Below are 25,188 nucleotides of genomic sequence, written 5' to 3'. Positions count from 1 at the left end.
CATCTTCTCCCTTATTTTTTTGTGAGTTGTATTTCACGAAAAGCTAATCCCTTTTCCATTTCGAAGAGTACATCCGAATCTTTTTCTTTATGCATTGCTTGTTGTATTGCAATAAATGCTTCTTCTGTACCTATTTTCCCAAGGGACCATGCAGCAGTACCACGAATCACTGGACGTGGATCGTGTTGCATGATAGCTATTAAGTCATCCACTGCTGTTTTATCTTTATAGTGACCAAGACCAATAATGGCATTACGCTGAATTGGCTTCTTACCTCTCCAAGATCCTGCAATATGGCCAAATGTTTCTTTAAATTCACGGTTGGAAATGGATAGCATAGGCTTCAACTTTGGTTTTGCAACATCATCTTCCGGTTCAAATTCAGGGTGAATATGAAAATCTATCTTTTTATTTTTCGGACAAACTAATTGGCAGGTATCACAACCATACACTCGATTCCCTAGCTTACTCCTGAACTCATCTGGAAGGAAATCCTTTGTTTGTGTTAAGAATGCAATACAGCGCTGCGCATTCAATTGTCCGCCTTGGATTATGGCACCTGTTGGACAAGCATCAATACATTTGCGACAATCACCACATCCATCTTCGGCCGGAGAATCTGGTACAAATGGTATATTGGTCATCATTTCACCAAGGTAAACAAATGAACCATATTCTTCCGTTATCAGAATGGTGTTTTTTCCAACGAAACCAACCCCAGCACGCTCTGCCACAGCCTTATCTGATAATTCCCCAGTATCAACCATTATTTTCGTAACCGCATCTTTTACCCGCTCATGTATAAAGGTCTCTAATTTTCTTAACCGTTCGCGAAGAGCATCATGATAATCTACTCCCCATGACGCACGACAGAAAAATCCTCTACGTTCTTCCTTCGTACTCTTTGGTGCATCTTTTCTCATTCTTGAAGGATAGGCAACTGCAATAGAAATGATCGATTGAGCCTCTGGTAATAATCGCCTTGGTTCTGTACGCTCTTCATTGGAGCCCTTTTCAAAACCGGATTGATAGTTTAATTCTTGTTGGCGTTTTAGACGTTCTTTTAATTCGCTGAAAACATCAGCTGTTGTAAAACCAATTTTATCGATTCCAATTTCTTTACTGTACTCGATGATTTCTTGTTTCAACTGATTAGTATTCATTTGCAGCGCCTCCCTTCTGATGTCATATTTTACTAACTCTAAGATACTACTTGGAAATAAGTTTGTTAAGTGTTCTGAGGATTTTAATGAAGAAATGGAAAAACGCAACACTTCGTAAGTTTTTACGAAATACTGCGTTAGGACATATGTATGGAGCGGGTGATGGGAATCGAACCCACGACATCAGCTTGGAAGGCTGGAGTTTTACCATTAAACTACACCCGCAAATTTTATTAGAATAACTGTTCATTTTTCGAACGCAGAATTTATTATATCAATAACTTCTTCACTTGGCAAGGGAAAATGTAAAACTTTTGATTGAATTATTGAATTCGCCCTATCTTGTAAATGATTATAAATACCTACACATAATCTGACACTTATAACAGATAGTTTTCGAATGAATAGTATATACAAACAAACATTTACAACCGCATATGGAAGTAATAAAATAGTCATAACAATAAGGAGGCGAATAGCTTGTCAGTATTTCCAGTTATTTTATCACAAGATAAATTCATCCATCGCGACAGTTTGAAATTCCCTGTAGAGGAGCGTGCTCTTCAGTTTGGGGATGGAGTATATGAAGTAATACGGATATACAAAGGTAGTTACTACTTACTTGATGAGCATATAGACCGTTTATATCGTTCTGCTGAAGCTATTAAAATAAAACTCTCCCAATCCAAAGAAGTCTTAAAAGGATTATTACTAGAGTTATTGAAACGAAATAACATAACCGAAGATGCAAAGCTGTATATGCAAGTATCTAGAGGTTCAGCACCTAGGGACCATATTTTCCCAGAAGGTGTCGCACCCAATATTTATGCCTATGTCCAATCCTTCCCTCGTAATCTATCATCCTTAAAAGGCGGTGTCTCTGTGATTACACACCGTGATATGCGGTGGGAGAATTGCTATATTAAGAGCCTAAATTTATTGCCAAATGTCATGGCAAAACAAGTTGCTAAGGAGCATGGATGTTATGAAGCAATCCTTCACCGGAATGGTCTTGTGACAGAATGTTCTGCTTCTAACGTATATCTAGTTAAGGATGGGAAGATTTTCACACACCCTACAACGAAAAACATCTTACATGGTTGTGTCCGCATGGCAATTGAACGATTTGTACAAGAACTTGAAATCCCACTAGTGGAGGAAGCCTTTTTAATTGAAGATATTTTTGAAGCTGACGAGATCTTCTTATCCAGTAGTACATCGGAAATCACACCCATTGTTTCTGTAGACGGTCACCAGGTAGGGGACGGTAAGCCAGGTACCATTACGAGAAAATTACAAGTAGCCTATGAAAAGGATGCTAACATTCAAGAAAATTTAATTGCAAACGTCTAAAACAAGGCTGTCTCAGAGATAAGGTATGAGACAGCCTCCTATTTCATGATACGTATTCTGAATATTCCACTTTAAAGGAGGAAGAGATGAAAAAAATAACCATTCTAGGAAACCCTGGAGCGGGTAAGTCTACCCTCGCTAAGAAACTGGGACAATTATTAGATATACCGGTCCATCATATGGATGCCCTATACTGGGAACCAGGTTGGACACCTGCAGAAGAGTCTATTTTACTCAAGAGACATGCAGAGCTTCTAAAACAAGATAGCTGGATCATTGACGGAAACTATGGGATTACATTACCAAAGCGCCTGGAGGATGCTGATACTATTATCTTCTTAAACTACTCTACCCTCCGATGTTTATATGGAATTACTAAAAGGCGAATCATGTATAGTAAGAAAACACGACCCGACATCGGCAAGGACTGTCCTGAAAAATTAGACTGGGACTTTATTTTATGGACTAAGAATTATAACAAAAATAAAGCACCCAAAATGCATGATAGACTAGCGAGATTACAAAATAAAGACATACATATTTTTAAAAACCGCATTCAATTAAACAAGTTTTTAAGGAGCCTTGAATATAATCTAAAAAACTAGTATTTTCTAATTGCTTCGTAACCCGAAATAGTTTAGAATAAGAACAAGTTTTCAAAATACTACTTATATTTGGAGGTTTTTCTCGAATGGCTAAACGTGCTATAACTACCGAAGACTTTATGAATCTTGATGTATTCAGCGACCCACAGTTTTCACCTGATGGAACAGCTTTTGCATATGTTTCCACCACTGTAAACGATAAGAAAGAATATGAATCAAATTTATTCGTTCAAAATGTGGACGAGGAGAATTCAAAACAATGGACATTTGGCCATGATAAAAACAGTAATCCTCGCTTTTCACCGGATGGGAAATCAGTAGTGTTCCAGTCCACTCGAAGCGGGGTACCACAATTATGGTTACTACCACTAGATGGCGGAGAAGCTAAGCAACTTACTACTTTCAAAAATGGCGCAGTAAGTCCAACATGGTCTAAAGATGGAAAGTACATCATCTTCACGGCTTCATTAGAACAAGGTGATGATGTCACAAGTCAAAAAGAACTTTCCAAAGAAGAAATGAAAAAAGAAAAAGAGGAAAAAAGCAAAAAACCTCTACATGTAAAAAACTTACGCTATAAATCAGATGCTCAAGGGTTTTTAGATGATAAAAAGTCACAGATTGTCCTGTATGATGTAGAAGAAGAAACCTTCACACAGTTAACAAGCGGAAATCATCATCATGGATTTCAAGATATTTCACCTGATGGTTCGACTATTCTATTTGCTGCAAACTTAAGTGAAGATGAAGAATATGAGTTAAAGAGTGATGTATATTCATTAGATGTAGCAACAAAAGAGATTACCAGATTAACAGACGGTGAGGGTTCTTACTATACAGCTAAGTTCTCTCCAAGTGGTAAAAGAATTGCTTATTTAGGTCATAAGCAAGAATTCCTAAATGCAACACTCACCAAACTATATATCTATGATGTTGATTCAAAAGAGCACACTTGTCTAAGTGATGGCTGGGACTTCCAATTAGGAGATATGATTGCCGGAGATACTCGCTTAGGTTCTTCTGAAAATGGTCCTGTTTGGTCTAAAGATGAAAACCGTGTATTTTTCATTGGCTCTGACAAAGGTGCAACGAACCTATATGAAGTAACTCTACAAGGTGAGTTAAAAGAACTTTACAATGTGGATAGCCATGTATTTGGTTTCGCTTACGATCCAACTAACGACTCTTTTGTAATTGGTGTAAGTAGCCCAGTAGAACCTTGTAACTTTTATCTATTAGATGCTAAGTTAAATTCAAAACAACTAACAGATGCCAATAGAGATTTCCTTGATGAAGTGGAAGTAGGTAAACCGGAGGCAATTTCCTTTAAAGCTGAAGATGGCTGGGATGTACATGGATGGTTGTTACGCCCGTATGGTTTTGAAGAAGGAAAAAAATATCCAATGGTACTAGAAATTCACGGTGGCCCACATGTCATGTACGGTCAAACATTCTTCCATGAAATGCAACTATTAGCTGCACAAGGATATGTAGTTCTATATACGAACCCACGTGGTGGACATGGATATGGTCAAGAATTTGTAAATGCATGCCGCGGTGATTATGGCGGTGGAGATTATCGTGACTTAATGTCTGCTGTAGATTATGCTGTTGAAACATTCGACTTTATTGATAAAGAACGTCTAGGTGTTACTGGAGGAAGCTATGGTGGATTCATGACAAACTGGATTGTTGGTCATACTAACCGATTCAAAGCCGCAGTTACACAACGTTCAATCAGTAACTGGTTAAGCTTCTACGGTGTTAGTGATATTGGTTACTTCTTTAATAAATGGCAACATGGTTATGATCTACTTGATGATCCAAAAGCTCTATGGGATATATCTCCATTGAAATATGCAGACAAAGTGGAAACACCACTATTAATCTTGCATAGTGAAAATGACTACCGTTGCCCAATTGAACAAGGGGAACAATTATTTGTCACATTAAAACATCTTAAGAAAGAAACTGAATTTGTTCGATTCCCTGGTTCAAACCATGAGTTAAGCCGTAGTGGTAAGCCTGAATTACGTATTGAACGTTTAAATCATATTTGTGATTGGTTTGAGAAGTATTTGTAAGATTAATTGTAGCGGATGTCTCTAAAGATTTAGAGACGTCCGCAATTTTTAACCCACTTTCTTCTTCAAAAATACTTTTATAAAAAAGAAGAATATTAATACTCCCAATAGGCCAACTACCAACCTATTAACAGTATTTGGTTCGCCAAATATCATCGTAATAACATCAGCAAATGAAGGTAAGCCAAGCCATTCTAATATCCCTGGCAATATAAACAATCCGATTATGATACCTATAGTAAAAAACAACGTATTCTTATTCATCATATCCCCCCTGGACCACATTTAATTAAGTTCACCTATCATTTTATCATAAATTTATGAATTATTTGTATATTTAAAAAATAAGGATACAAATCGATAGATTCATATCCCTATGTAACAAACTATATTATTAATCCAAATTTTCTTCCAAAAAGTCATTCAACACGCGAATGTACTTCTCCTCATCCATCACAAATGACTCACCGTGATTAGCTCCATCAAATGTGACGATTTCAGCTTCACTACCGGTATTTTCATAGAGTTCATGAGCCATTTCTGTAGGGACGAATGTATCCCCGTTCCCTGTAATATACAGAATAGGAACTTCTGCTTTTTTCACTTGTTCCAATGCAGATGCCTCTTTAAATGAATAACCTGCTTTGGCATTTGTTACGATACTAGTTGTGTGAATGAAAGGAAATGGTGGGAGCTTAAACATTCTTTTAATCTGATAAGAGAATAAATCATGAACACTTGTATAAGGGCTATCAGCTATAACCAATTTTACATTCTCTGGAAGCTCTTCCCCTGCCGCCATCAAGACAGTTCCAGCACCCATAGATAATCCATGCAAAATAATTTCAGTATCAGGTCCAAGTTTTTGTATCATTTTATTAATCCAATCCAGGTAATCTAATCGATCTGGCCAACCAAATCCGATGTAGTCCCCTTCACTTCTCCCATGTCCACGGGAATCGGCGGTAAAGAAATGGTATCCTAATTCCTCATAATAATATTGCCCATAGAGGCCCATATCACTTCCACGTCCTAAGTATCCGTGTGCAGCAATGACGAGTTTATTAGTTGGTTCCTTTGCCTCAAGAAAATATCCTTGTAAAAGTAAGCCATCTCTTGATGTCATTTCTAAAGATTCAAACTCCTGATTAGCTACCCAATCACGCCAACCACCATCAAGCAAAACCTCCATGGTTTCTGCCGATACTTCTAAATCCTTATTCCCACTAAGGAAATCCTTTGGGCCTCGATTGATAGCAAGATCGTAAAAATAAAAACTCGCAATAATATCTATAATGAACAGTATGACAAAAAGCCCTGCTACGATTTTAAATACCTTTTTCTTCACCTTACTTCCCCCTAGATGTGCTCTCTTGTTGTCTATAATACTATTATACTAAAAATTTTCACACTATTTCATTGGTAGATATTTGAAAAGGCACCATATTGTGTGATGGTACCTTTTTAAACATTATTACTTCTATTAATCAAACATGTCTTCTCTCCATCAAATGAATCCCAATCCCCATCATCACTACCCCCATTAATATCAAGATACTTATTGGGAATAATAGTTCTTCCATCGGATATCCGTAGACCGCTACCCCGTGCAGTACTTCCATTCCATAGGTTAGAGGATTAATCTTAGACAACATCAGTAAAAATTTTGATTCTACAATTTCAATTGGCCAATATGCTCCACCAATCATGGCCATGCTAACTGCAAGTATTGGTAAGGCGGCATTGAACTGTTGTACGTTTTTGACAATGGACGAGATTAACATAGCAAGTGCAACTACTGAGAATACATATGGAATTAAAAGTATTAGCGTTTCAAAGAACCTACCGTGAAAATCAACACCAACGACATAGCGGAACATGAGAAATATAACTAATACTTGAAAGTAACCAGTTATAAAGCTATACAATAAATTAGCTACATACATCTCTGACTTTTTCAGTGGAGACAAAATCATTCTATCCCAAATACCCTGTCTCTTTTCAATCAGTATAGGCAATACATTATAAGCGATTGTGTAAATAACAAAGAATAATGAAAAGCCAAATACTCGGTGTAGGGAATTATCGTATACAAAAGCCCCTTCCCCACGAAAACTTGCCGATTTTATTTCAAAAATAGGTTGCTCCATGGCTAAATCCATTTCATTTAATATATTTTTTTCATCGGAAGAATTCTGACCTGCTGCTAATAGAATTTGTTCTCGTTCCAATTTTTCCTGATAAATACCAGAAATAATTTGCTGTACTAAATCGGCATTAAAGGAATCTACCCCAACGATAATTGAAAAATCATTATCTCCTAGAACAACTCCAATTTCTGCTTTTCCTGACTCAATCTTTTCCTTTATTTCTTCTTCAGTCATCCAACTAAACTGAAAGCCTTCCAGTTCTTTAAGTTCTTGACCAATAAAAGAATCTTTTATCTTTTCATCTCCGTGGATGGGAACATAGGCCTTATCAACACCGGTTCCACCGAAGATAAAAGCCATAAGCATTGACATGCCGGTAAATATGACAAAAGTCCAAGGGTTACGAATGAATCCTTTAAATTTAGCTAATAAGATTCCAATCATGCCGATACTCCTCTCTTCGGAAAACATAGTGCTGCTACTACTACAGTCATTAATGCGAAGATTACTAGATACATAAGATTATCGCTTATTCCAGCAATCCCTTCTCCTCTTAATAGTGTTAAATAAGCTGTTAAACCCGCACCATTAGGAGTCATATTTCCAAGCGTTTGAAACAAAGAAGAAAAATCTCCAATAGGATAAAAACTCCCCCCAAGAACCGCTAACAATGTAGCAATAATATTCATAAAGAAATTGGTAATTGTCTCGGAATTCAATCGGTAATTTAATGCTGACAATAGAACTGCAAGACCACCAATAGCAAACGAGTATGCTACGGTTACAACAAGGAAATCAAGGATATCAGGGAAACGGATACCATAAACAAGCCACGAAAATCCAAATATTATCAAGCTCTGAATAAAAGCAAAGATTGTGCCCGACGCCAGAACCCCTGAGAAGTAAACCCATCTCGAAATATTCGCCATAATAATCCGATTAAATACATTTATTTCTTTCTCATAATATGCATAATAACCAACGGCTCCAGCTAAGAATAGGACATTCATAACCGTCATTCCAATTGTGTAGTATGCGCTTGCTGAAACTGGCTTTTGCTCATTGATTGAAATAACTTCGCCATTAACTTCCTGGTAATCGATAGCGGATAAATCAATCCCTTTTTCACCTAGGAAAGTTCCTAAAGTTAGCTGCTCCTGAAACTGGGTAAAAAAACTTGAAACAATACTTGTTCCAACCTGCTGTTCCTCGTTATAAGTTATGAGGAGAGTTGGAGATATTACATTGTTAAATACCATAGATTCAAGAACATCATAGGAAAAACCTTCTGGAACCTCTACAATAGCAGTATACGATTCATCATCGACTATCACACTTTTCTCCGAAGGATCCATATAGGTGATTTCCAAGAACTCCTTCACTTCTTCACTTTCTAGTACTGCTTTGATATTGGTTATCGGTGCCATCATATCGATATTAGACTTAATTTCATCAACGACTCCACTTGGAACCTGTTCCTGTAAATCAGTAAGAAATTGTTCAATCTGATCTTGTTCTTCTACCTGTTCTATAAATGCAACCTTCATCTTAATAGGACTACTTTCATTATCAAAACCACTACCTAAAGCAGCTCCTAATATAGCAATCAAAATAATAGGTAATGCAATAAGAAGAATTAACTGCTGCTTATTACGCCAGAATAATAGCCCCTGTTTTTTAATAATATGCCAGATCATTATCTCACCTCTAATCCCTTAAGGCTCTACCAGTTAGATGTAAGAATACATCCTCAAGGGTAGGTGTTTTGTTATCTACAGAATTTAACTCAATACCAGTAGATTCTGCTAATCTGATAATCTCAGAAAAGACATTAGCATCACGGGGAACTAAAATTGTTACCTCTTTTTCCCCTGTAGTTACGCGATTTACCTGTGGATTTTGTTTTAAAACTTCTACAAACTCATCATTTAATCGTTCCATCGTTATAGAAATAGTTTTTTCTGATGAAAGGATTTGCTTAATCTCATCCTTTGTTCCTGAAGCAATGAGGTTCCCTTTATCCATGATATAAATGCGATCACAAAGAAACTCCACTTCCTCCATATAATGACTGGTATACAATACGGTCATGTTTCTATCTTCATTCAGTCGTTTGACCGTCTCTAATATATAATTTCTTGATTGTGGGTCAATCCCAACAGTAGGTTCATCCATTATCAGTACTTCAGGATCATGTAACATAGCCACACCTATATTAAGTCTTCGTTGCATCCCACCCGAAAACTTCTTAACGACATCCTTTCTTCGATCTGTAAGGCCAATTTGTTCTAGTACTTCATCAACTTTGCGCTCCAATTCTTTCCCATGTAGTCGATAGATTCTTCCGAAAAACAATAAATTTTCTTCCGCAGTCAAATCTGTATATAATGCAATATTCTGAGGGACCATTCCAACGACTTTCCGGAAAGGGGCAGGTTTTTTCAAGATACTATTATTTTCAAACCGAACATCACCACTAGTTGGCTCAACTAATGATGATAGCATCGATATGGCAGTTGATTTACCCGCCCCGTTTGGACCTAATAACCCAACAATTTCTCCTCGTTCAATAAACATATTTAAATTCTTCACAGCGTACATTTGTTTAAATTTCTTCGTTAAATCTACTAATTCGATCATTCGATTCCCCTCCTACCATAAGAATACGGCTGTTTGAATAAAATCAATACTATCTGGAGTCATAACAATTAGAAATTGGAACATGACTCCAGTCACTTTTTTCCAGAATTACAAATTATCATCTCTTTATCCCCGGATATATACACTAGCTCTAAATCATTTATCGAAACTCCACTCAATAAAAAAAGCCCCCTATTAATCAAGAGAGCTACGAGTAAATCATTTCACTATTATTCTATTAACCAGTAACGAGATACTAAAGATGACTAGTCCAGCTACTACCCAAATTATCCCACCTGTATATTGTTCTCCAATTGGTTCAAATGGCAATAGCAATAACACTAATTCCGGGGAGAGTGTCTGCCCTGTTGGTAAGCAGACTTCTAATGCCTGGGTAAACGTCGTTAAATCTGTATAGGCTTGATATAATATCTCTTTTGAAAGAAGCAAGATACCTCCAAGCGGCAAAATAAAAGCCATGCAAATGAGATGATAAATAGTCAACATTTTTTTGGTATTTTTCTTCGATAAGATGGGTACCCATAGGAGAATAGCCGTTAAGAATAAAATGAATAAATATAAATAATTCCCATATAAGTCTACTCTTGCCTGATCAAAGATAGGTGGATGGTGATAGCCGTAAAGTGCTAAAAAGAAAAGTCCAATCGTAACAACTGGTTTGGTAATAAAGTCAAAAATCTTAGCAAGAATCTTAATTTTGAAAGCTTGAACCAATATTCTTCGCTTCATTCCAATAATCAGAAGTGGTGGTGCAATAAACACAAGCAAAACAATCTGCACGATATGAGCACTAAACTGAATTCTACCAATAATGTTCAATGGACTAGCAGCACTGAAGAATATAACAACAAGACCAATAAAGAATACTGCCGACTTCCAAAATGGGTGTTTCTTTTCCTGTGGTAGGATAAATAAATAAATTACAGCAGAAAACGCTAGGAAAAGAAATATCCCTGAATTCCATAGTGAGGAGAAAGGAAATTCCTCCAACATAATATCAAGCATCTAGAAACACCTTCTTATTTAGGATCCATACTGTCATTATAATAGAAAGTTGCGCCTCTAATTTATTCTAGATATTACAAATTATTGAAGAGTAACACACTTAGGATAAGACACTTGACATACTAAATAATTATTTAAGTTGTTGTTACGAAATATGACAATAAAATGAATTATGACCGAAACCAACTTTGTAATATTGAAAATTGTGTATAATTTAATTAATAAGATTATTCAATCTAAGTTATGTTTATTTGTAAATCTATTTTAAAAAGGCTATTTTCAAAACGGTTGTTGTCACTCTGGATAGATTAAGTTAACAAATAGTATGTTAGAAACTGTGCGGTACATCCACCGTAATTAAAGTGGGATAGTGGGACGATACCGCTCCGGCAGAATACTTCGCTTTCCGCGGGCATCGGTGAGACCCCGCAGTGCGCTAGCACGAGGAGGCTCACCAGCCGCCCGCGGAAAGCGGAGTGTATTTCCGTAGCGGGTATGCTGCTCTATACAAAATGCTTATTTACTGTGCAGTTTCTATCAAAACAGCAACAAACTATACGTAAATATCCTTAATGAAAATAGTACACCATTAAAGGAGAGGTTGTGGATGGAGGGAACGAGAAAAGTTGCAATTGTAACTGGTGGTGCATCCGGTATAGGAAAGGAAATCTGTAAAGAATTAATGGCTCAAGATGTATTTGTCATAATCGCAGATATTAATGAAAAGAATGGGTTAATCCTTGAAGCAGAACTCAATCATGAATTTAAGACGTCTAGATTTGTTCGTTTAGATGTAACCAACTACGAGAACGTAGAGAATGTAATTAAAGGAATATATCGAGAATTCGGTAGGTTAGATTACCTCTTTAACAATGCTGGCATAGCTATGTATGGTGAAATGTATGACGTGACATTAGAAGACTGGAAGGAAATCATGGATATTAATTTATGGGGTGTCATTTATGGTACAGAAATAGGTTATAAAATAATGAAAGAGCAAGCCTTCGGACACATCGTTAACACATCATCAGCTGCAGGTCTCGGTCCCTCTCCTCTTTCTTCAGCCTACTCTACTACAAAGCATGCAGTTGTAGGCTTAACGACATCTCTCCATTATGAAGGAGAGGAATTTTGTATAAAAGTAAGTACACTTTGTCCAACATTTGTTGATACTCCCATTTTTAAAGAAGCAAGGGCTATTAAAATCGATAAATCTGTTATGACCAAACAATTGGAAAAGCAGAAATTGATGTCTCCTCAAAAATTAGCAAAGATGGCTATTAAGGGTGTTCATAAAAATAAACCTATCATATGTCCAATGCCCATGAGAAAAACAATGGACGTCATCTTTGCAATTTTCCCTCCATTACACCATTCATTAATGCGATTAGTCTGTAAAGTAGGGAGAAAAGCCCGAATCTCAAATTAGCATACTCAGGGTAGGAGCATTTTATAAATCATGTTTAATTGCATAAATTGCAAGCTGTGTTCTATCTCGCAATCCTGACTTTTGAAGAATCTGTGTTATATGATTTTTTACTGTTCCAATAGATAAATAAAGCTCGTCGGCAATCTCCTTATTTGTCTTTCCCTCCCCTACTAACTTCGTAATGGTTATTTCTCTCGGGGACAAATCGATGGATATTGCCTCCTTTTGTTCACGTTGTAGTAATCTTGGCATCACTTTTGCTGCTACTTCATCATGAATCGTTAAACCACCACTCATACAACTATATACCGCATCAATCAACTTCTGGGAATCAGCTGTTTTCAATAGAAATCCATTCGCCCCTTCCTTTAAGGCTTCTAGGGCATATTCGTCATCATTAAAGGTAGTTAAGATCAATATTTTCACTTCTGGCCACTGTTTTTTAATTATTCGTGTGGCCTCAATTCCATTCATCACAGGCATTCTAACATCCATCATGATAAAGTCAATCGAATATTGATTCAATATTTCAATTGCCTCTTCGCCATTCTCAGCCTCATGTGTTACCTTTATATTCTCATCTTGCTCTAGAATTACCTTTAAACCCTGTCTCACAATTGCCTGATCCTCTACCAACAATACTCGCCACATAATTATCCCCCATTCACGGTCACGGCTGGAATAATACCCATAATGGTAAATCGGTTCTCTTTCTGGAATACATCCAAGCGACCATTTACCTCTTCCACTCTTTTTTTCATATTTATTAAACCAAAGCCCAATACAAACGACTTGCTCTCATAAACAGCATTGGATACCTCGAATGTAACATCACCAATAGCTGATTTCCCTAATATTACCTGAACTTCCCTAGAATGACCATGTCGCATAGCATTTGTCAAGGCCTCTTGTATAACACGATATAACACAACACTATTTTGATTAGATAAAGGAACGGTTAGTACCCCTTGTTTGATTGTAAACTGGATGACAATTTGATTCTCTACTTCTAGCTTCCGAATTAGATTCACCACAGCAGCAATTCCTTCATTATCATCTGCTTGCAATGTTTTAACCGCATGCCGGGTTTCATCTAGACTTTCCTCTGCCATTTTCTTTAAATCACGATACTCCTCGTTTTTATTCTGAATTGCCAGCATTTCAAGCTTCATGATTAATGCAGTTAATCGATGGCCCACAGAGTCATGAATATCCCGTGCAATTCTGTTCCGTTCCTCTGTCCTAGCATCTTGTTCTGCAAGTAAAATAACCCTTTTTTGCTTACGATATTCGCCAAGTAATTGCTCATATAGAGTCCGTTGTTCAGTTAACTGAACTTGTGACTCACTTAATGCCACTATAACAAAATAAAGTAATATTGAGAGTAGTACAATACCTATAATTTGGTTCCCTTGGATGTATCCAATGGTTATAGAAAAAAACAAATTAATACCAAGATAGATTAATAGTTTTTTTGCACGTAAACGGAAGGAAGCTACAATCGAAACATAAAACAATAAAATGATGGTGAATAGATTTCCGTCCGTAATTAGAACATCGTGCAAAACGATGACAACCGACAAAAGTATGTATAAGGAAACATAGACCTGTTTTAAAGACAGGAAGAAAAAGACCCCCAACGCCCCTGCAAAAAACAATATACTTATTCCAAAATGGTTACTGTATTGAAAGATGGAATAGGTCCATAGTGCAACAAATACGATGAATCGAACCCAAAAGTATTTCATAATACCCTACTTTCCTAGCCTTATAATTTTATAAAATATTAATATTATTTTAACATAGGACATCAAATTAAGAATGTAAATTTTGACAAGAAAGGAAATTCGTTTGTATTTGTCGAATTATTAAGGTAAGGGGGTAATATCATGAATTATTCATTTTTTATTACTGGTTTTCCAGGTTTTCTTGCATCAAGTTTAATAAAACAGATGATACAGGATCATCGTGATGATATACAACATATGTATCTATTAATCTTACCCAGCCAAAAGGAGCTTGCTAAAAGTACTCTAGATGAGATTATTAATCAAACAGGTGTCTCGACCGAACTATTTATAATAGTGGAAGGGGATATTACTAAACAAGACATAGGACTTGGCACAGCTATTTTGGAAACGCTATCAAAACAAATCACTCATGTCTTTCACCTAGCCGCTATTTACGACTTGGCAGTTCCGAAAGATATCGCCTATGAGGTAAATGTTAACGGAACTAAGAATGTAAACAAGTGGCTAACAAAACTACGTAATCTTAAACGTTATATTTACTACAGTACGGCCTATGTATCCGGGAAACGTGAAGGGAAAATTTATGAGAATGAACTTAAAAAAGGACAAGAGTTCCGGAATCATTATGAGTATACCAAGTACTTAGCTGAACTACTTGTACAAGACATCATGAAAGATATACCAACTACTATTATCCGCCCTGGTGTTGTAAAAGGTCATTCTAAAACTGGAGAGACCATTAAGTTTGATGGCTTATATTTTCAGTTGAATGTTTTAGACAGATTGAAATTTTTACCAGTCATCCCGTACTTTGGGAAAGGAACTGCAGAAGGGAATTTCGTCCCCTCAGACTATGTACTGAAAGCAACTAGTTATTTGGCCATTCGTCCAGTAGGTGAAGGGAAAACGTATCATTTAACAGATCCTAAACCATACAAGATGTGGGAACTGCAGAAAATGCTTACTGAAGAATATTTAGGTAGAACACCGAAGGGAAGAATCCCACTATCAGCAACTAAGGCATCACTTCGTTTAAAGCCAATTAGAAAGTGGTTACGAGCAGAGGCAGAAGCATTAGATTACTTCACGATTCACTCGTCATACGACTGCAGTGAAACTATACGAGATTTAGAGGGGTCTGGCATCAGTTGCCCCGATTTAAAAGACACATTGGAACCAATGGTAAGTTTCTACCGAAAATATAAAGATGATAGTAGTAAGCATATTAAAATTAATTAGATACAGATGACCGAACCGTACTTTTCATAGAAACTGTGCGGTAAGTAAGTATTATGGATAGAGCTTCATACCCGCTACGGAAATACACTCCGCTTTCCGCGGGCGGCTGGTGAGCCTCCTCGCGCTTACGCACTGCGGGGTCTCACCGATGCCTATCCTCCCGCAGGAGTCTCCGTGTATTTCCTTCGCTAGTGTAGAGTGAATAAGCTTATTTTCATATCAATAATAAACAGAATCTAATACTACCTAGGAATAGAAGATCAAAACCAGCGCAGGCAGAATACGGAGACTCCTCGAAAATAAAGAACAATTTTCTTCGTGCGATGTTTATGCTGCAGAAGCATTCCTTGTCCTGCGGGAATAGCACGTGTCCGAAGACCCCGTAGAGGCGAACTTTCCTCGAGGAGGCTGAGGCCGGGCCCGCGGAAAGCGGAGTATTCTGCCGGAGCGGTGTCGAACAGCTATACCCAATAACTAATTCTGTTTTAATTAAACTAGTTACCACGCAGTTTTTATCTATTGTAAATTAGCCAGCCTAAGATAAGTGGAGATACTTTACTTCATAAAACCGCATAAAAAAAACTATGCAGACATTCTAGTCACATAGTCCCTCGTACGACAACTTTCTCTTAAAACCGCTATAGGTAGGTATTTTTCAGTAGCAACCTAAAATTATGAGAATATTTTACCATTTCGCAATAATCCCGATACGAGACCCCTTCAAATGTAGTATAATAAAGTGGACAATACTGTAGGCGGAGAACCGACTTATCAAATTGGCATATCGGCGGCTTCAAAAAATCCCCCATGAAAGGGGCTGAAGCTTGTGATACCGATTGACAAGACTATTGAGCTGATGATTATGTTCTCAACACTTGTATTGTTAGTTGTGAACACCCGTGAAAAAAAGTAATCACCCTGTATCTCATACGGAACCAGGATAATTACCTTTTTCACCAAGAACGGAAGTCGCCGCAGCCTACGAAAATTGTCCGAGTCGTAAGTTGCAGCTTACGACTCGCCCTACTTTTAGGCTCGCGACACTCCCAAATTCAATTATACCGAATTGAATATGTCCCATACAACACTTTTTTGAAAATTACATATTTTTCTATTGATACTTTAGTATTTGCTTCCAGATTTCCAGCTTTTCCTCAAATGTTTTGTTATACTTACCTGGAACCGGACTAGATGATGGGAGTTGAATAACCTGCCTACCTTCTAGCATCTCTGGTGAAAAATACTTTGTTAAGGTTTTATACGATTTAGTTCCATTACAAGCAATGAGTTTAATCGAAGGGTACTCTTGGAGAAAGCCCGGAATATTATTTGGCTCTTCGCCCTTGATAGAAGAGTCTAGACTCCCCTCTCGGTAACATGTTCCAATTGTATCCCAAAGTGCAATGCCCTTTCGCTTTACAAATTCGATTTTTTCCTCATAAGTATGCGGTATATCTTCTTCAAACAACCCATAAATAATCCTCCAAAAATGATTACGTGGATTCCCGTAATATTCTTGATTCTCAAGTGAAAGTATACTTGGCATAGAACCTAAGATGATAACTTTTGCATCTTTTGTTACAATTGGTGGCAGTCCAAAAATTTTATCAGTCAAGGCTTTAAACTTCTCCTTTGCAAAATTTCAATGCTCCTTCTCGTTGCTCTTTATTTTTCCATAATCCTAATTGATCTATTACAGCAATGGTGAACTCCGGAAATGCTGTTCCTTTAGCCGTAATGATATGGTCTGTTTTTTCTATACGATTTCCAGTATATTCTGCATCACTAAAAACATTCCTAAACAACTCCATTGTGTTTGGAGCACAAGTAAACTTTCTCCCTTTAAGCAGTCCTGCTTTTCCAAGTAGTGTTGAGGAAGCACATATTGCTGCAATTGGCTTTTTAAGGTTGTTGTAATCGTTTAGAAATTCTTGTATTGAAATATCATCCAGAACCTGTGCCACTCCATCTCCACCAGAAATTAGAAGCAAATCATATTCCGTAGGATCCACATTTGATATCTCGGTTTGTGCTTGAGTGATAATACCACCAAGGCTTTCAACCGGCTTACCATCTACAGTAGCTGTCGTCACCTTAGCCTTGCCAAGTTTTCTTAGAAAGTAAAGTGTATGTCCAATTTCAAAATCTGCATACATTGGATAAGCTAAAAATAATACCTTCATTTTGTATTCTCCTTTTTATTGTTTTACAAGATAATGAAGCCAAACTGTCCCGCCTCTTAGTTTCTTCATGTCTAATAATTCTAGTTTTGCAGCATCATCTAAAGTTTCTAGCTCAGGTCCGTCAAAAATAGAAGGCGTATTAGAACCTCCAATTGCCAGTGGAGCGAAGAACAAGCTAACCTCATCAATCAGGCCTTCCCTTAGAAAAGCACCATTCATTAAAGCACCTCCATTTAACCCCAATCTTCTGAAGCCCTTTTCATATAATTTTTCTAGGGCGAGATGTAAGTCTATGTAATCTCCCTTCCCCGCTTGAATATAAGGAATTTCTTTTTCCTTAAGTTGCTGTATGTAATCATTTGATACGTCTTCTCTTGTAACCACTAGTAACCCATCACTCTGATACCAATTAATTCTTCCCCTACCATCAAAAACGATATATGCCTTTGACTTCTTTGGTTCATATAAAGGCCTATCCAACTCTACCCAGTGATTTCCAAATACCATTAATGTCTCACTTCCAGAAACTAGTCCATCACAATTTAATTCATCATATAGTCGGTTCGTATATTCGTGAGCGTCTCCGTCCAATCCTTTAGCTGTCCACTCTGTTACATTCCGGTCTCTTGCAGTAGTTGTTTTCCCATCCACCGACGAAAAAATATTTAATATTATTCTTGGCCGTTTCATGGTTTCACTCCCTTTAATTTTTATTATATAGTAAATTTTCTGTATTTGTAGATTAGAATACTTTATTAGCACAATATTCCCTAGGCAGAAAAACAATCATCCTACTTTCATAAGAATAGACTATCTTTAGTAAGGGGGTGAAACTATTAAGACACTGCCTTTTTTGTTAGCAGGTCCGATTGTAAGGCGCGTCGAAAAAAACTGCGTATACATCTGGCTAACAACTAGTAATAATATAAAACCGGAAGCATCACTGTATGAGGTTGAAGAATTAGAGAGCAAATCAGTAACCTATAGTCCAATCGATACCAAAACAGATTTTGAGATGATTCGTTCAGGCAAGCAATTATACACCTATCTATTAAAAATAACTCCGAGAGCTAATTCTTTTCCACTAGACACATTACTTGGTTACAATATTACATTTACTAATAGGGATGGCCAAAAGAGTCTTACTGACCTTGGTCTACTCTCCAAAGATAACCCAGATAATATCGTGTATGGGAACCTTCAATATCCGACATTTATCATTCAACAGGATAAACCTTCAAACATTCTTTATGGCTCTTGCCAAAAACCGCACGGGAAAAAACTAAGCGCTATTGTAAAAGCAGATGCTAGGATTGAGCGAAATGCTCTCAATCTTGAAGAAAGGCCCAACACCCTATTTCTAATGGGAGATCAAATATACGCAGATGACGTAGCTGTTCCACTTTTTTATAAACTAAAAGAGGTAGCCCAAGAGGTAATTGGAGAAGAGATACACAATCTAGAAGACCTTGAGCCTGAACTAAAGAAGTCACCATTTAACAAAAGAATCGATCAATTAAATGGTCGCCAATTTATTATGGAGACTTTCGCTAACTTTACGTCTAATAATGCGGGAAATCACTTAATCAGGTTTCAAGAATACGCAACCATGTATCTACTAACCTTAAGTCCCTCTCTTTGGGAGAATAATAGTGGCTTCCCAAATTTTGATACACTGATAAAACATGATGAATACTATGTTATGTTTTCAAATCTCAATGAAAGAAATAGAAAAAGAGAGATAAAACGATTAAAAAAGCAATATAGAACCCAACTTAAAGAATTAAAGAGATTTATCCCAACAGTTTCCTCTACCCGAAGAGTTCTAGCAAATACACCAACCTTTATGATATTTGATGATCATGATATTACCGATGATTGGAATATATCTAAGGAATGGATTGATCGTGTTAATCTAACAACTTTAGGAAAACATACTGTTACGAATGGGCTAGCGGCGTACTGGCTATTTCAAGGTTGGGGCAACGACCCCAATGCTTTCCAAGCAAACCTTCCCTATTACTCTTCCTTCTTCAGATATCATCTGAATCATTCAGTATTTCCAGATAGATGGACAGAGCAACTACCTAATATGAAGAATTGGTGTTTTGTTACTCCGACAAGTCCTAAAGCGTTATTTCTGGATATTAGAACCATGAGGGAATATGATTATCACCCAAAACCGCTTAGAGTAGGAACAATCTATCGTGAAGGAAATACAGCTCCACAATTAATTGGTAAGAAGGGATGGAGTGTCGTATCAAGAACCTTGTTTAACAGTAGATGGAAAACAGGTGACCCATTAATTATTGTATCACCGACACCGCTTTATGGATTGGGAATAATCGAATCCTTTCTAAAACGATTTGTTTACCCTCTAAGAGCTTTAGGACTTCCTGTTCACTATACCCTCGATTTTGAAGCTTGGAAATATAATGGGAAAGGGTTTAATCAATTTATCCAACATTTATTGAGATGGAGACCTGACCCTTGTATCATTTTGTCAGGAGATGTCCACTATTCTAATGCGGTACGATCTACTATTTATAGTCAAAATAAAAAACGCTTAACAATCAACCAATTTACAAGTAGCCCAATTCATAATATGAGTTTTTCTGGAATTTGGGGACAAATTCTTAAACTAGTAGTCTCCTTGAAAACGTATAGTATAAGAAGCAAATCTATTATTCGTTCTTGTGACCACAATAATAAGTTAACAATCGAAAAACATCCTAAAGCGCAAAGTAAGAGGATATTATGGCATGAACTAATTAAGTATTTGTCTGCACCAGATGGTACGGTTTTGCATAATCAAAACAACATTGGACTATTGAAAATCACCAATGACTTTATGCAAAATCTACTTCTAAAGGAAAATAGTACCATAACCTATAAGAAGAGCAAATAAAAAGGGAGCCATAATGGCTCCCCTATTATATTTGATAAGTTTTTTACCAATAATATGGATCTGATGCTATTAATACAAAACCAATAATTAAAAAGATAAGAATAATTCCCCAAATACAAATACCAACAATACTTGTTACTCTTCCAGCAATAGCAAGTCCTCTACCGCCCTGATTCGTTAGGGTGATTTCTTTAAGGCTACTACCAGCCAACACTAGGCCAACTATTCCAATAATTAATCCAATATAAGGAATTACAATTGCCAAAATACCAAGTACTAAAGCAGCAACTGCTTTTCCATTCGTTTCTTGCGTCTGCACAATGCTCCCCCTTTTCATTCATAAAATACATTATTATTAAAATATCAAAGTTTGTCGATTATGTATATAGTAACTTTTATTTCCCTTCGTACCTATTTCAAATTTGTACTCATTTTGAGTATACTAAACGTATCAAGAGATTATGTTAGATTTTAGTAGGAGGATATATTATTTTGATCCCTGAATTAATTTTAGCTTCTAACTCACCCCGACGAAAAGAATTATTAGAGCTTGCACAAATTCCATTTACAATTCGAAACCAAACAGTGGATGAATCAGTCATCACAACCATTGAACCTGCTCAAATGGCAGAGAAACTAGCCTTACTTAAAGCATCTCAGCATGTTCCCTTTCAAAACGACCACGAGGTCATTCTGGCTGCAGATACTGTCGTAGCATATAGAGGAGATATTTATGGTAAACCAAAAAGCCACGATGAAGCATTCCATATGCTCTCCAATTTAAGTGGTGAAAAGCACGATGTTTATTCCGGTGTAGCCATTGTATCCAAAGACAAGAAAATTTCATTTGTGGAAAAAACAACAGTTGAGTTTTGGCCCCTAACAGAAGCAGAGATCCATGCGTATATTTCAACTAAGGACCCATTTGATAAGGCTGGAGCATACGGTATTCAAAGTAATGGGGCAGTTCTAGTAAAACAAATTATAGGTGATTATTTCAATGTCGTTGGTCTACCCATATCACGTGTTGTTCGAGAATTAAAGAAATTCAACATAAAAGCTGTCTCTAGTGATGCAGAGTAACATCACAGAGTCAGCTTTTCATTTTAGTTTTTACTTAAATTAGCTAATACATTATATACAAAGAATACGATTCCTAAAACAACAACCATACTTCCAATAGAAACTAAAACGACTATTCCACGATTGCCTAATAGGACAAGTGTCAAACCACCCATCATGACTGGAAGACCTAGATTATGTAACCAAAAATGAATCTTTGCGACAGCCGTATTTTCTAAATGAGGATATAACTTATAGAGGATACCGGCTACCACAAGCGACATCCACCCTAACAAGTTAATATGTACGTGCACGCCTGTTAACATATAATTATGTGCTATAGACATGTATAACCCTAGAAAAACACCGATTAAAAAATAGACAACAGAGATTTTGATTAACTTATCCCCCATTTGAATCCTCCTAAAAAAATAATTGGTTTCTCCTGAGAAATTATATGTTTGTTTCATGACAAACATACTATAAAACTGGTAAAAAATTGCTCTAATTAATCAGTAGGAAATTTAAGATTAGTAGTAGCCACCACCATAGAATTGGTGTATGATATTTTTGATTAACGGAGGGAGAACTCGTGATACTAGCAAATGAACAAGCCATAGTAGATTTATTGTCTAGTGATAAGGAAACGATGTCTGCACTCAGAATAGTTCAATCGCTAGACCTTCCAGACTGGTGGATTTGTGCAGGATTTGTTCGTTCCAAAATATGGGACAAGCAACATGGTTTTTCACATACCACTTTGGTAGATGATGTGGATGTGGTCTACTTTGATCAACATAATACCGATGAGTCAATAGAAAAAGAGTTAGAACAAAGATTAAGAAGCACTTTACCAACCATACCATGGTCAGTAAAAAATGAGGCACGGATGCATCATGTGAATGGATTAGAACCGTATATTGATACGATTGACGCCATTTCAAAGTTTCCAGAAACGGTTACCGCAATAGGAATTAAATTAGACACAAATGACTCACTGAGATTAGTAGCTCCACACGGTGTTGATGATATATTAAACATGGCAGTCCGTCCAACACCATATTTCACAGATTCTAATCAAAGAATGCAAATCTATCACCACCGAATACAAAAGAAAAAATGGCACAACAGATGGCCTAAGGTAACTTATTTAGTAGAGTAGGAGACTAATAACATGACGATAGAAATCAAAGCTATAACAAAAGAAAATATTCGAGATTGTGTAAGGTTGGAAGTGTCAGAGGATCAAAAGGAATTTGTAGCCAGGAACATCGCAACAATTGCTTGGGCCTATGTAGACGAAACCTTCACACCGTATGCAATCTGTCACCAAGATAACGTGGTCGGGGTAGCTGCAGTTGAATACATACCAGGTAATGATCTGGAGGATAAGCACTGGATACCACGATTTATGATTGGAGAACAATTTCAAGGGAAAGGTTTTGGAATGCTTGCCATGAAAGCATTAATTGATATGATTTCCAAACATGATGACTGTGAACGGATTCGATTATCCGTTGTACCTGAAAACAAAGGAGCAATCGACTTTTATAAAAAAGTTGGGTTCATCATGACAGATGAAAAAATTGAAGATGAGTTAGTAATGGAGTATTTTATTAAGGAATAAGTAAATGGAGCCGTAAATAATTGCGGCTCCATTTACTATTATACGTAAGGCAACACGTTGTATGGGTTTGTTAGAGAGTGCTATAAGGATAATCCTTTTTTCTTAACATCGGCATCTAGACCTGATCCAATTGCCACGCCAATACCTATTCCCAGTGGTAATCCGAGTGCAATATTATCAAATAATACCAATCCAAATACTATCCCTAAACTGGTACCTATCGACATATATATCCCCAGATAATACCCACTAGGTACTAGCTTATGCTGCTTTTGCAGATGAGAGCTAATGTTACTTACGATTTGTTTATGATGTTTAATATCATCTGCTGTAAGTTCACTTTTCTTATCCTTAAGGGATGTAACGTGTTTTTCCAAATCTGTAAAGTGTTGATAACATACTTCACACTCAGTTGAGAAAGAGCTCAACCTATTAATGATTCGTTTACACTTATCTATTTCCAATTTAGAAACAACTTGTTTATCAACAGTGTTTATAATTTCTTCCAGACTCTTGTATAGGTCCTCAACTCTTTGGCTTTCCACAGTTATTCCTCCTACTGTCAAGCTCCTTATCTTATTTGTAACAGTTATCATACGTTCTAATACTATTAAAAGTTTCGGTATGATACGATTATTCTTCGTTTAGCTCTCTAATCGATGTTACCAACTCCTCTAGTTCCTCTCTTAACGGGACGATTTCTTCCTCTAGCAGCGTCTCCAGATCTTTCCCCTCACCATTTTCAAAATAGTATTTGCCTAAATCTATACTATTAAAAAGCAATTCTGAGGCCATTAATAGTTGATAATATTCCTCTACTAATTCCGTTTCTTCTGGAAGTATATATCGCAACATATTAATTCTTCCGTTCACTTTATCATAATACAATTTAGCGTTTGAATTAGAAGCTCCAGGTACATCATTTTCGTATATTGAAATTAAATCAGATGATTCCTCCAGAAGATTCCCAACTTGTTCGTCTAAGTCCTTCCAGATTGATTCAAGATCATCTTCTTCGTTATCTGGTTGTTCTATTGCCCATCCCTCTGCCGATTCCACTTCAATTCTAATCTCTGGAACAACATAACCTCTGATAAGAAAAGAATGGTCTGTGTATATTTCGCATAATCCATCCTCACATGATGTCACTAAGACCTTATTATCAGTGACTTTAGCAATATCAACATTCCCTAGTATAAGCTTCTTAATATTTCTATCTTTTACTTCTTCCATTTTTTCTTGATTGTCCGCCTCAAAGTGTCGCTGCCACTCTTTGGCATCTTTTTTTGATAAGAATATTTCTAGTGCAATATCTTGTAAATGATAAAATTGGAAAGGTACAACTTCTTTCTGTTTATCTTCTGGTTCTGGATTTATTAATTCCTCATAGGTCAATGTGCGATCAACTATTGGAAACAAGTGGTATTCCCAGTTCGTTCTGCATTCATGGAATTTATAAAAGCCTTGTTCCATATCTTTAGACATATACCAACATTGTTGAGGTGCATTATAAAATACATCCTGTGATATTACTTTTGATTCATCAAAGTATTCCAAATCTGGTTCTACTTCAATCCAAGCTTGATTGGCATTTTCATCATACCTTGATTGCAGATTAAAAATAAGTACGCCTTCAGGCTCATATTTTACAATTCTAATCTGGCTTTCATTGTCTTTTCCGTTTGCGCCCGCAGTCTCAATAAAGTTTTCTAAGGCATCCTTATTTCTTAGTGCATCATTTTTGAATACAACATCGGTTTCTTCTGGAATATATTCCTTGGTTTGCGTTTCTACTTCTTCCTCGGAGGTATCCTTTCTGTTAGTATCTCGGTTTGCTTCTTGTTTTTCTTGTGTGCAACCTACTAACACGAGTAAGAGAGCAGTTACAAAAAATATGATCTTACCTGTTAGCCTTTTCCTCATAACGTACCATTCCCTTGGCAGTTGAATTTAAAATTATAATCATCT

The 25,188-nt window shown here is 36.7% G+C and carries 25 protein-coding genes and 1 tRNA gene; 9 read left to right on the top strand and 17 right to left on the bottom strand.

Features of this window, described 5'->3' with window-relative positions; translation table 11 throughout:
- Positions 1-11: 11 nt before the first annotated feature.
- Both queG and BN999_RS17755 read right to left on the bottom strand, forming a co-directional pair.
- Positions 12-1,163, bottom strand: coding sequence for a tRNA epoxyqueuosine(34) reductase QueG (gene queG, locus BN999_RS17760; RefSeq protein WP_096273649.1), 1,152 nt, complete (start codon positions 1,161-1,163; stop codon positions 12-14).
- 151 nt (positions 1,164-1,314) lie between these two features.
- Positions 1,315-1,388 (bottom strand) — tRNA-Gly (locus BN999_RS17755).
- A gap of 255 nt (positions 1,389-1,643) precedes the next feature.
- Here BN999_RS17755 and dat point away from each other — a divergent pair.
- The 3 genes from dat to BN999_RS17740 all read left to right on the top strand — a co-directional run bounded on the left by dat (position 1,644) and on the right by BN999_RS17740 (position 5,205).
- Entirely contained in the window at positions 1,644-2,516 is an 873-nt protein-coding gene (dat, locus tag BN999_RS17750) for a D-amino-acid transaminase (RefSeq protein WP_096273647.1), read from the top strand.
- An 86-nt stretch (positions 2,517-2,602) separates the two neighbouring features.
- On the top strand, positions 2,603-3,121 hold the full coding sequence (locus BN999_RS17745; protein ID WP_096273645.1) for an AAA family ATPase: 519 nt from the start codon (positions 2,603-2,605) through the stop codon (positions 3,119-3,121).
- Positions 3,122-3,207: 86 nt separating this feature from the next.
- Positions 3,208-5,205 (top strand): S9 family peptidase, encoded by a 1,998-nt coding sequence (locus tag BN999_RS17740; protein WP_096273643.1) that lies wholly within the window; start codon positions 3,208-3,210, stop codon positions 5,203-5,205.
- A gap of 48 nt (positions 5,206-5,253) precedes the next feature.
- On the opposite strand, the gene BN999_RS17735 is transcribed toward BN999_RS17740, so the two are convergent.
- The 6 genes from BN999_RS17735 to BN999_RS17710 form a co-directional block, all read right to left on the bottom strand.
- Positions 5,254-5,469, bottom strand: coding sequence for a hypothetical protein (locus tag BN999_RS17735; RefSeq protein ID WP_096273641.1), 216 nt, complete (start codon positions 5,467-5,469; stop codon positions 5,254-5,256).
- A 130-nt stretch (positions 5,470-5,599) separates the two neighbouring features.
- A complete protein-coding gene (locus BN999_RS17730) occupies positions 5,600-6,553 on the bottom strand; it encodes an alpha/beta hydrolase (protein ID WP_096273639.1) in 954 nt (317 codons plus the stop codon).
- 139 nt (positions 6,554-6,692) lie between these two features.
- On the bottom strand, positions 6,693-7,799 hold the full coding sequence (locus BN999_RS17725) for an ABC transporter permease (RefSeq protein WP_096273637.1): 1,107 nt from the start codon (positions 7,797-7,799) through the stop codon (positions 6,693-6,695).
- Positions 7,796-9,052 carry an ABC transporter permease gene (locus BN999_RS17720; protein WP_096273635.1) on the bottom strand — a complete coding sequence of 419 codons (1,257 nt, stop codon included), beginning with the start codon at positions 9,050-9,052 and terminating at the stop codon, positions 7,796-7,798. The genes BN999_RS17725 and BN999_RS17720 overlap by 4 nt, the downstream gene beginning before the upstream one ends.
- Positions 9,053-9,062: 10 nt before the next feature.
- A complete protein-coding gene (locus tag BN999_RS17715; protein WP_096273633.1) occupies positions 9,063-9,995 on the bottom strand; it encodes an ABC transporter ATP-binding protein in 933 nt (310 codons plus the stop codon).
- A gap of 219 nt (positions 9,996-10,214) precedes the next feature.
- A complete protein-coding gene (locus BN999_RS17710) occupies positions 10,215-11,021 on the bottom strand; it encodes a cytochrome c oxidase assembly protein (protein WP_096273631.1) in 807 nt (268 codons plus the stop codon).
- Positions 11,022-11,628: 607 nt separating this feature from the next.
- Here BN999_RS17710 and BN999_RS17705 point away from each other — a divergent pair.
- On the top strand, positions 11,629-12,450 hold the full coding sequence (locus BN999_RS17705; RefSeq protein ID WP_096273629.1) for an SDR family NAD(P)-dependent oxidoreductase: 822 nt from the start codon (positions 11,629-11,631) through the stop codon (positions 12,448-12,450).
- A 21-nt stretch (positions 12,451-12,471) separates the two neighbouring features.
- Here BN999_RS17705 and BN999_RS17700 read toward each other — a convergent pair whose 3' ends face one another.
- Together BN999_RS17700 and BN999_RS17695 are read right to left on the bottom strand one after the other, a co-directional pair.
- A complete protein-coding gene (locus BN999_RS17700) occupies positions 12,472-13,101 on the bottom strand; it encodes a response regulator transcription factor (protein ID WP_096273627.1) in 630 nt (209 codons plus the stop codon).
- A gap of 2 nt (positions 13,102-13,103) precedes the next feature.
- Entirely contained in the window at positions 13,104-14,198 is a 1,095-nt protein-coding gene (locus tag BN999_RS17695; protein ID WP_096273625.1) for a sensor histidine kinase, read from the bottom strand.
- Between the two features lie 141 nt (positions 14,199-14,339).
- Here BN999_RS17695 and BN999_RS17690 point away from each other — a divergent pair, with 141 nt between their 5' ends.
- On the top strand, positions 14,340-15,440 hold the full coding sequence (locus BN999_RS17690) for an SDR family oxidoreductase (RefSeq protein WP_096273623.1): 1,101 nt from the start codon (positions 14,340-14,342) through the stop codon (positions 15,438-15,440).
- A 1,111-nt stretch (positions 15,441-16,551) separates the two neighbouring features.
- Here the strand turns inward: BN999_RS17690 and BN999_RS17685 are convergent.
- From BN999_RS17685 to BN999_RS17675, 3 genes are read right to left on the bottom strand one after another with little or no spacing between them, the layout of a single operon-like run.
- Positions 16,552-17,055 (bottom strand): DNA-deoxyinosine glycosylase, encoded by a 504-nt coding sequence (locus BN999_RS17685; RefSeq protein ID WP_096273621.1) that lies wholly within the window; start codon positions 17,053-17,055, stop codon positions 16,552-16,554.
- A gap of 4 nt (positions 17,056-17,059) precedes the next feature.
- Positions 17,060-17,623: a DJ-1/PfpI family protein gene (locus BN999_RS17680; RefSeq protein ID WP_096273619.1), complete on the bottom strand. Its 564-nt coding sequence runs from the start codon at positions 17,621-17,623 to the stop codon at positions 17,060-17,062.
- A 15-nt stretch (positions 17,624-17,638) separates the two neighbouring features.
- The gene (locus BN999_RS17675) at positions 17,639-18,313 is read right to left on the bottom strand and encodes a RibD family protein (RefSeq protein WP_096273617.1); all 675 of its coding nucleotides are present in this window, start codon (positions 18,311-18,313) and stop codon (positions 17,639-17,641) included.
- Between the two features lie 163 nt (positions 18,314-18,476).
- Between BN999_RS17675 and BN999_RS17670 the strand changes: the two genes are divergently transcribed.
- A complete protein-coding gene (locus tag BN999_RS17670) occupies positions 18,477-20,531 on the top strand; it encodes a hypothetical protein (protein WP_096273615.1) in 2,055 nt (684 codons plus the stop codon).
- Between the two features lie 43 nt (positions 20,532-20,574).
- Here BN999_RS17670 and BN999_RS17665 read toward each other — a convergent pair whose 3' ends face one another.
- On the bottom strand, positions 20,575-20,850 hold the full coding sequence (locus BN999_RS17665) for a DUF4190 domain-containing protein (protein WP_255247516.1): 276 nt from the start codon (positions 20,848-20,850) through the stop codon (positions 20,575-20,577).
- Between the two features lie 176 nt (positions 20,851-21,026).
- Here BN999_RS17665 and BN999_RS17660 point away from each other — a divergent pair, with 176 nt between their 5' ends.
- Entirely contained in the window at positions 21,027-21,614 is a 588-nt protein-coding gene (locus BN999_RS17660; protein WP_096273779.1) for a Maf family protein, read from the top strand.
- A gap of 23 nt (positions 21,615-21,637) precedes the next feature.
- On the opposite strand, the gene BN999_RS17655 is transcribed toward BN999_RS17660, so the two are convergent.
- Entirely contained in the window at positions 21,638-22,006 is a 369-nt protein-coding gene (locus tag BN999_RS17655; RefSeq protein WP_096273611.1) for a cytochrome-c oxidase, read from the bottom strand.
- A gap of 179 nt (positions 22,007-22,185) precedes the next feature.
- Between BN999_RS17655 and BN999_RS17650 the strand changes: the two genes are divergently transcribed.
- Both BN999_RS17650 and BN999_RS17645 read left to right on the top strand, forming a co-directional pair.
- Entirely contained in the window at positions 22,186-22,755 is a 570-nt protein-coding gene (locus BN999_RS17650) for a nucleotidyltransferase family protein (RefSeq protein ID WP_255247515.1), read from the top strand.
- Positions 22,756-22,767: 12 nt separating this feature from the next.
- The gene (locus BN999_RS17645) at positions 22,768-23,220 is read left to right on the top strand and encodes a GNAT family N-acetyltransferase (protein ID WP_096273609.1); all 453 of its coding nucleotides are present in this window, start codon (positions 22,768-22,770) and stop codon (positions 23,218-23,220) included.
- An 80-nt stretch (positions 23,221-23,300) separates the two neighbouring features.
- On the opposite strand, the gene BN999_RS20795 is transcribed toward BN999_RS17645, so the two are convergent.
- Positions 23,301-23,765 carry a hypothetical protein gene (locus BN999_RS20795; protein ID WP_176482026.1) on the bottom strand — a complete coding sequence of 155 codons (465 nt, stop codon included), beginning with the start codon at positions 23,763-23,765 and terminating at the stop codon, positions 23,301-23,303.
- A gap of 88 nt (positions 23,766-23,853) precedes the next feature.
- A complete protein-coding gene (locus BN999_RS17635) occupies positions 23,854-25,143 on the bottom strand; it encodes a hypothetical protein (RefSeq protein ID WP_096273607.1) in 1,290 nt (429 codons plus the stop codon).
- Between the last annotated feature and the right edge of the window lie 45 nt (positions 25,144-25,188).

Source organism: Paucisalibacillus globulus, from assembly GCF_900184735.1.
Taxonomy (GTDB): Bacteria; Bacillota; Bacilli; order Bacillales; family Amphibacillaceae; genus Ornithinibacillus; species Ornithinibacillus globulus_B.
This window is presented reverse-complemented; position numbering and strand designations above follow the sequence as displayed.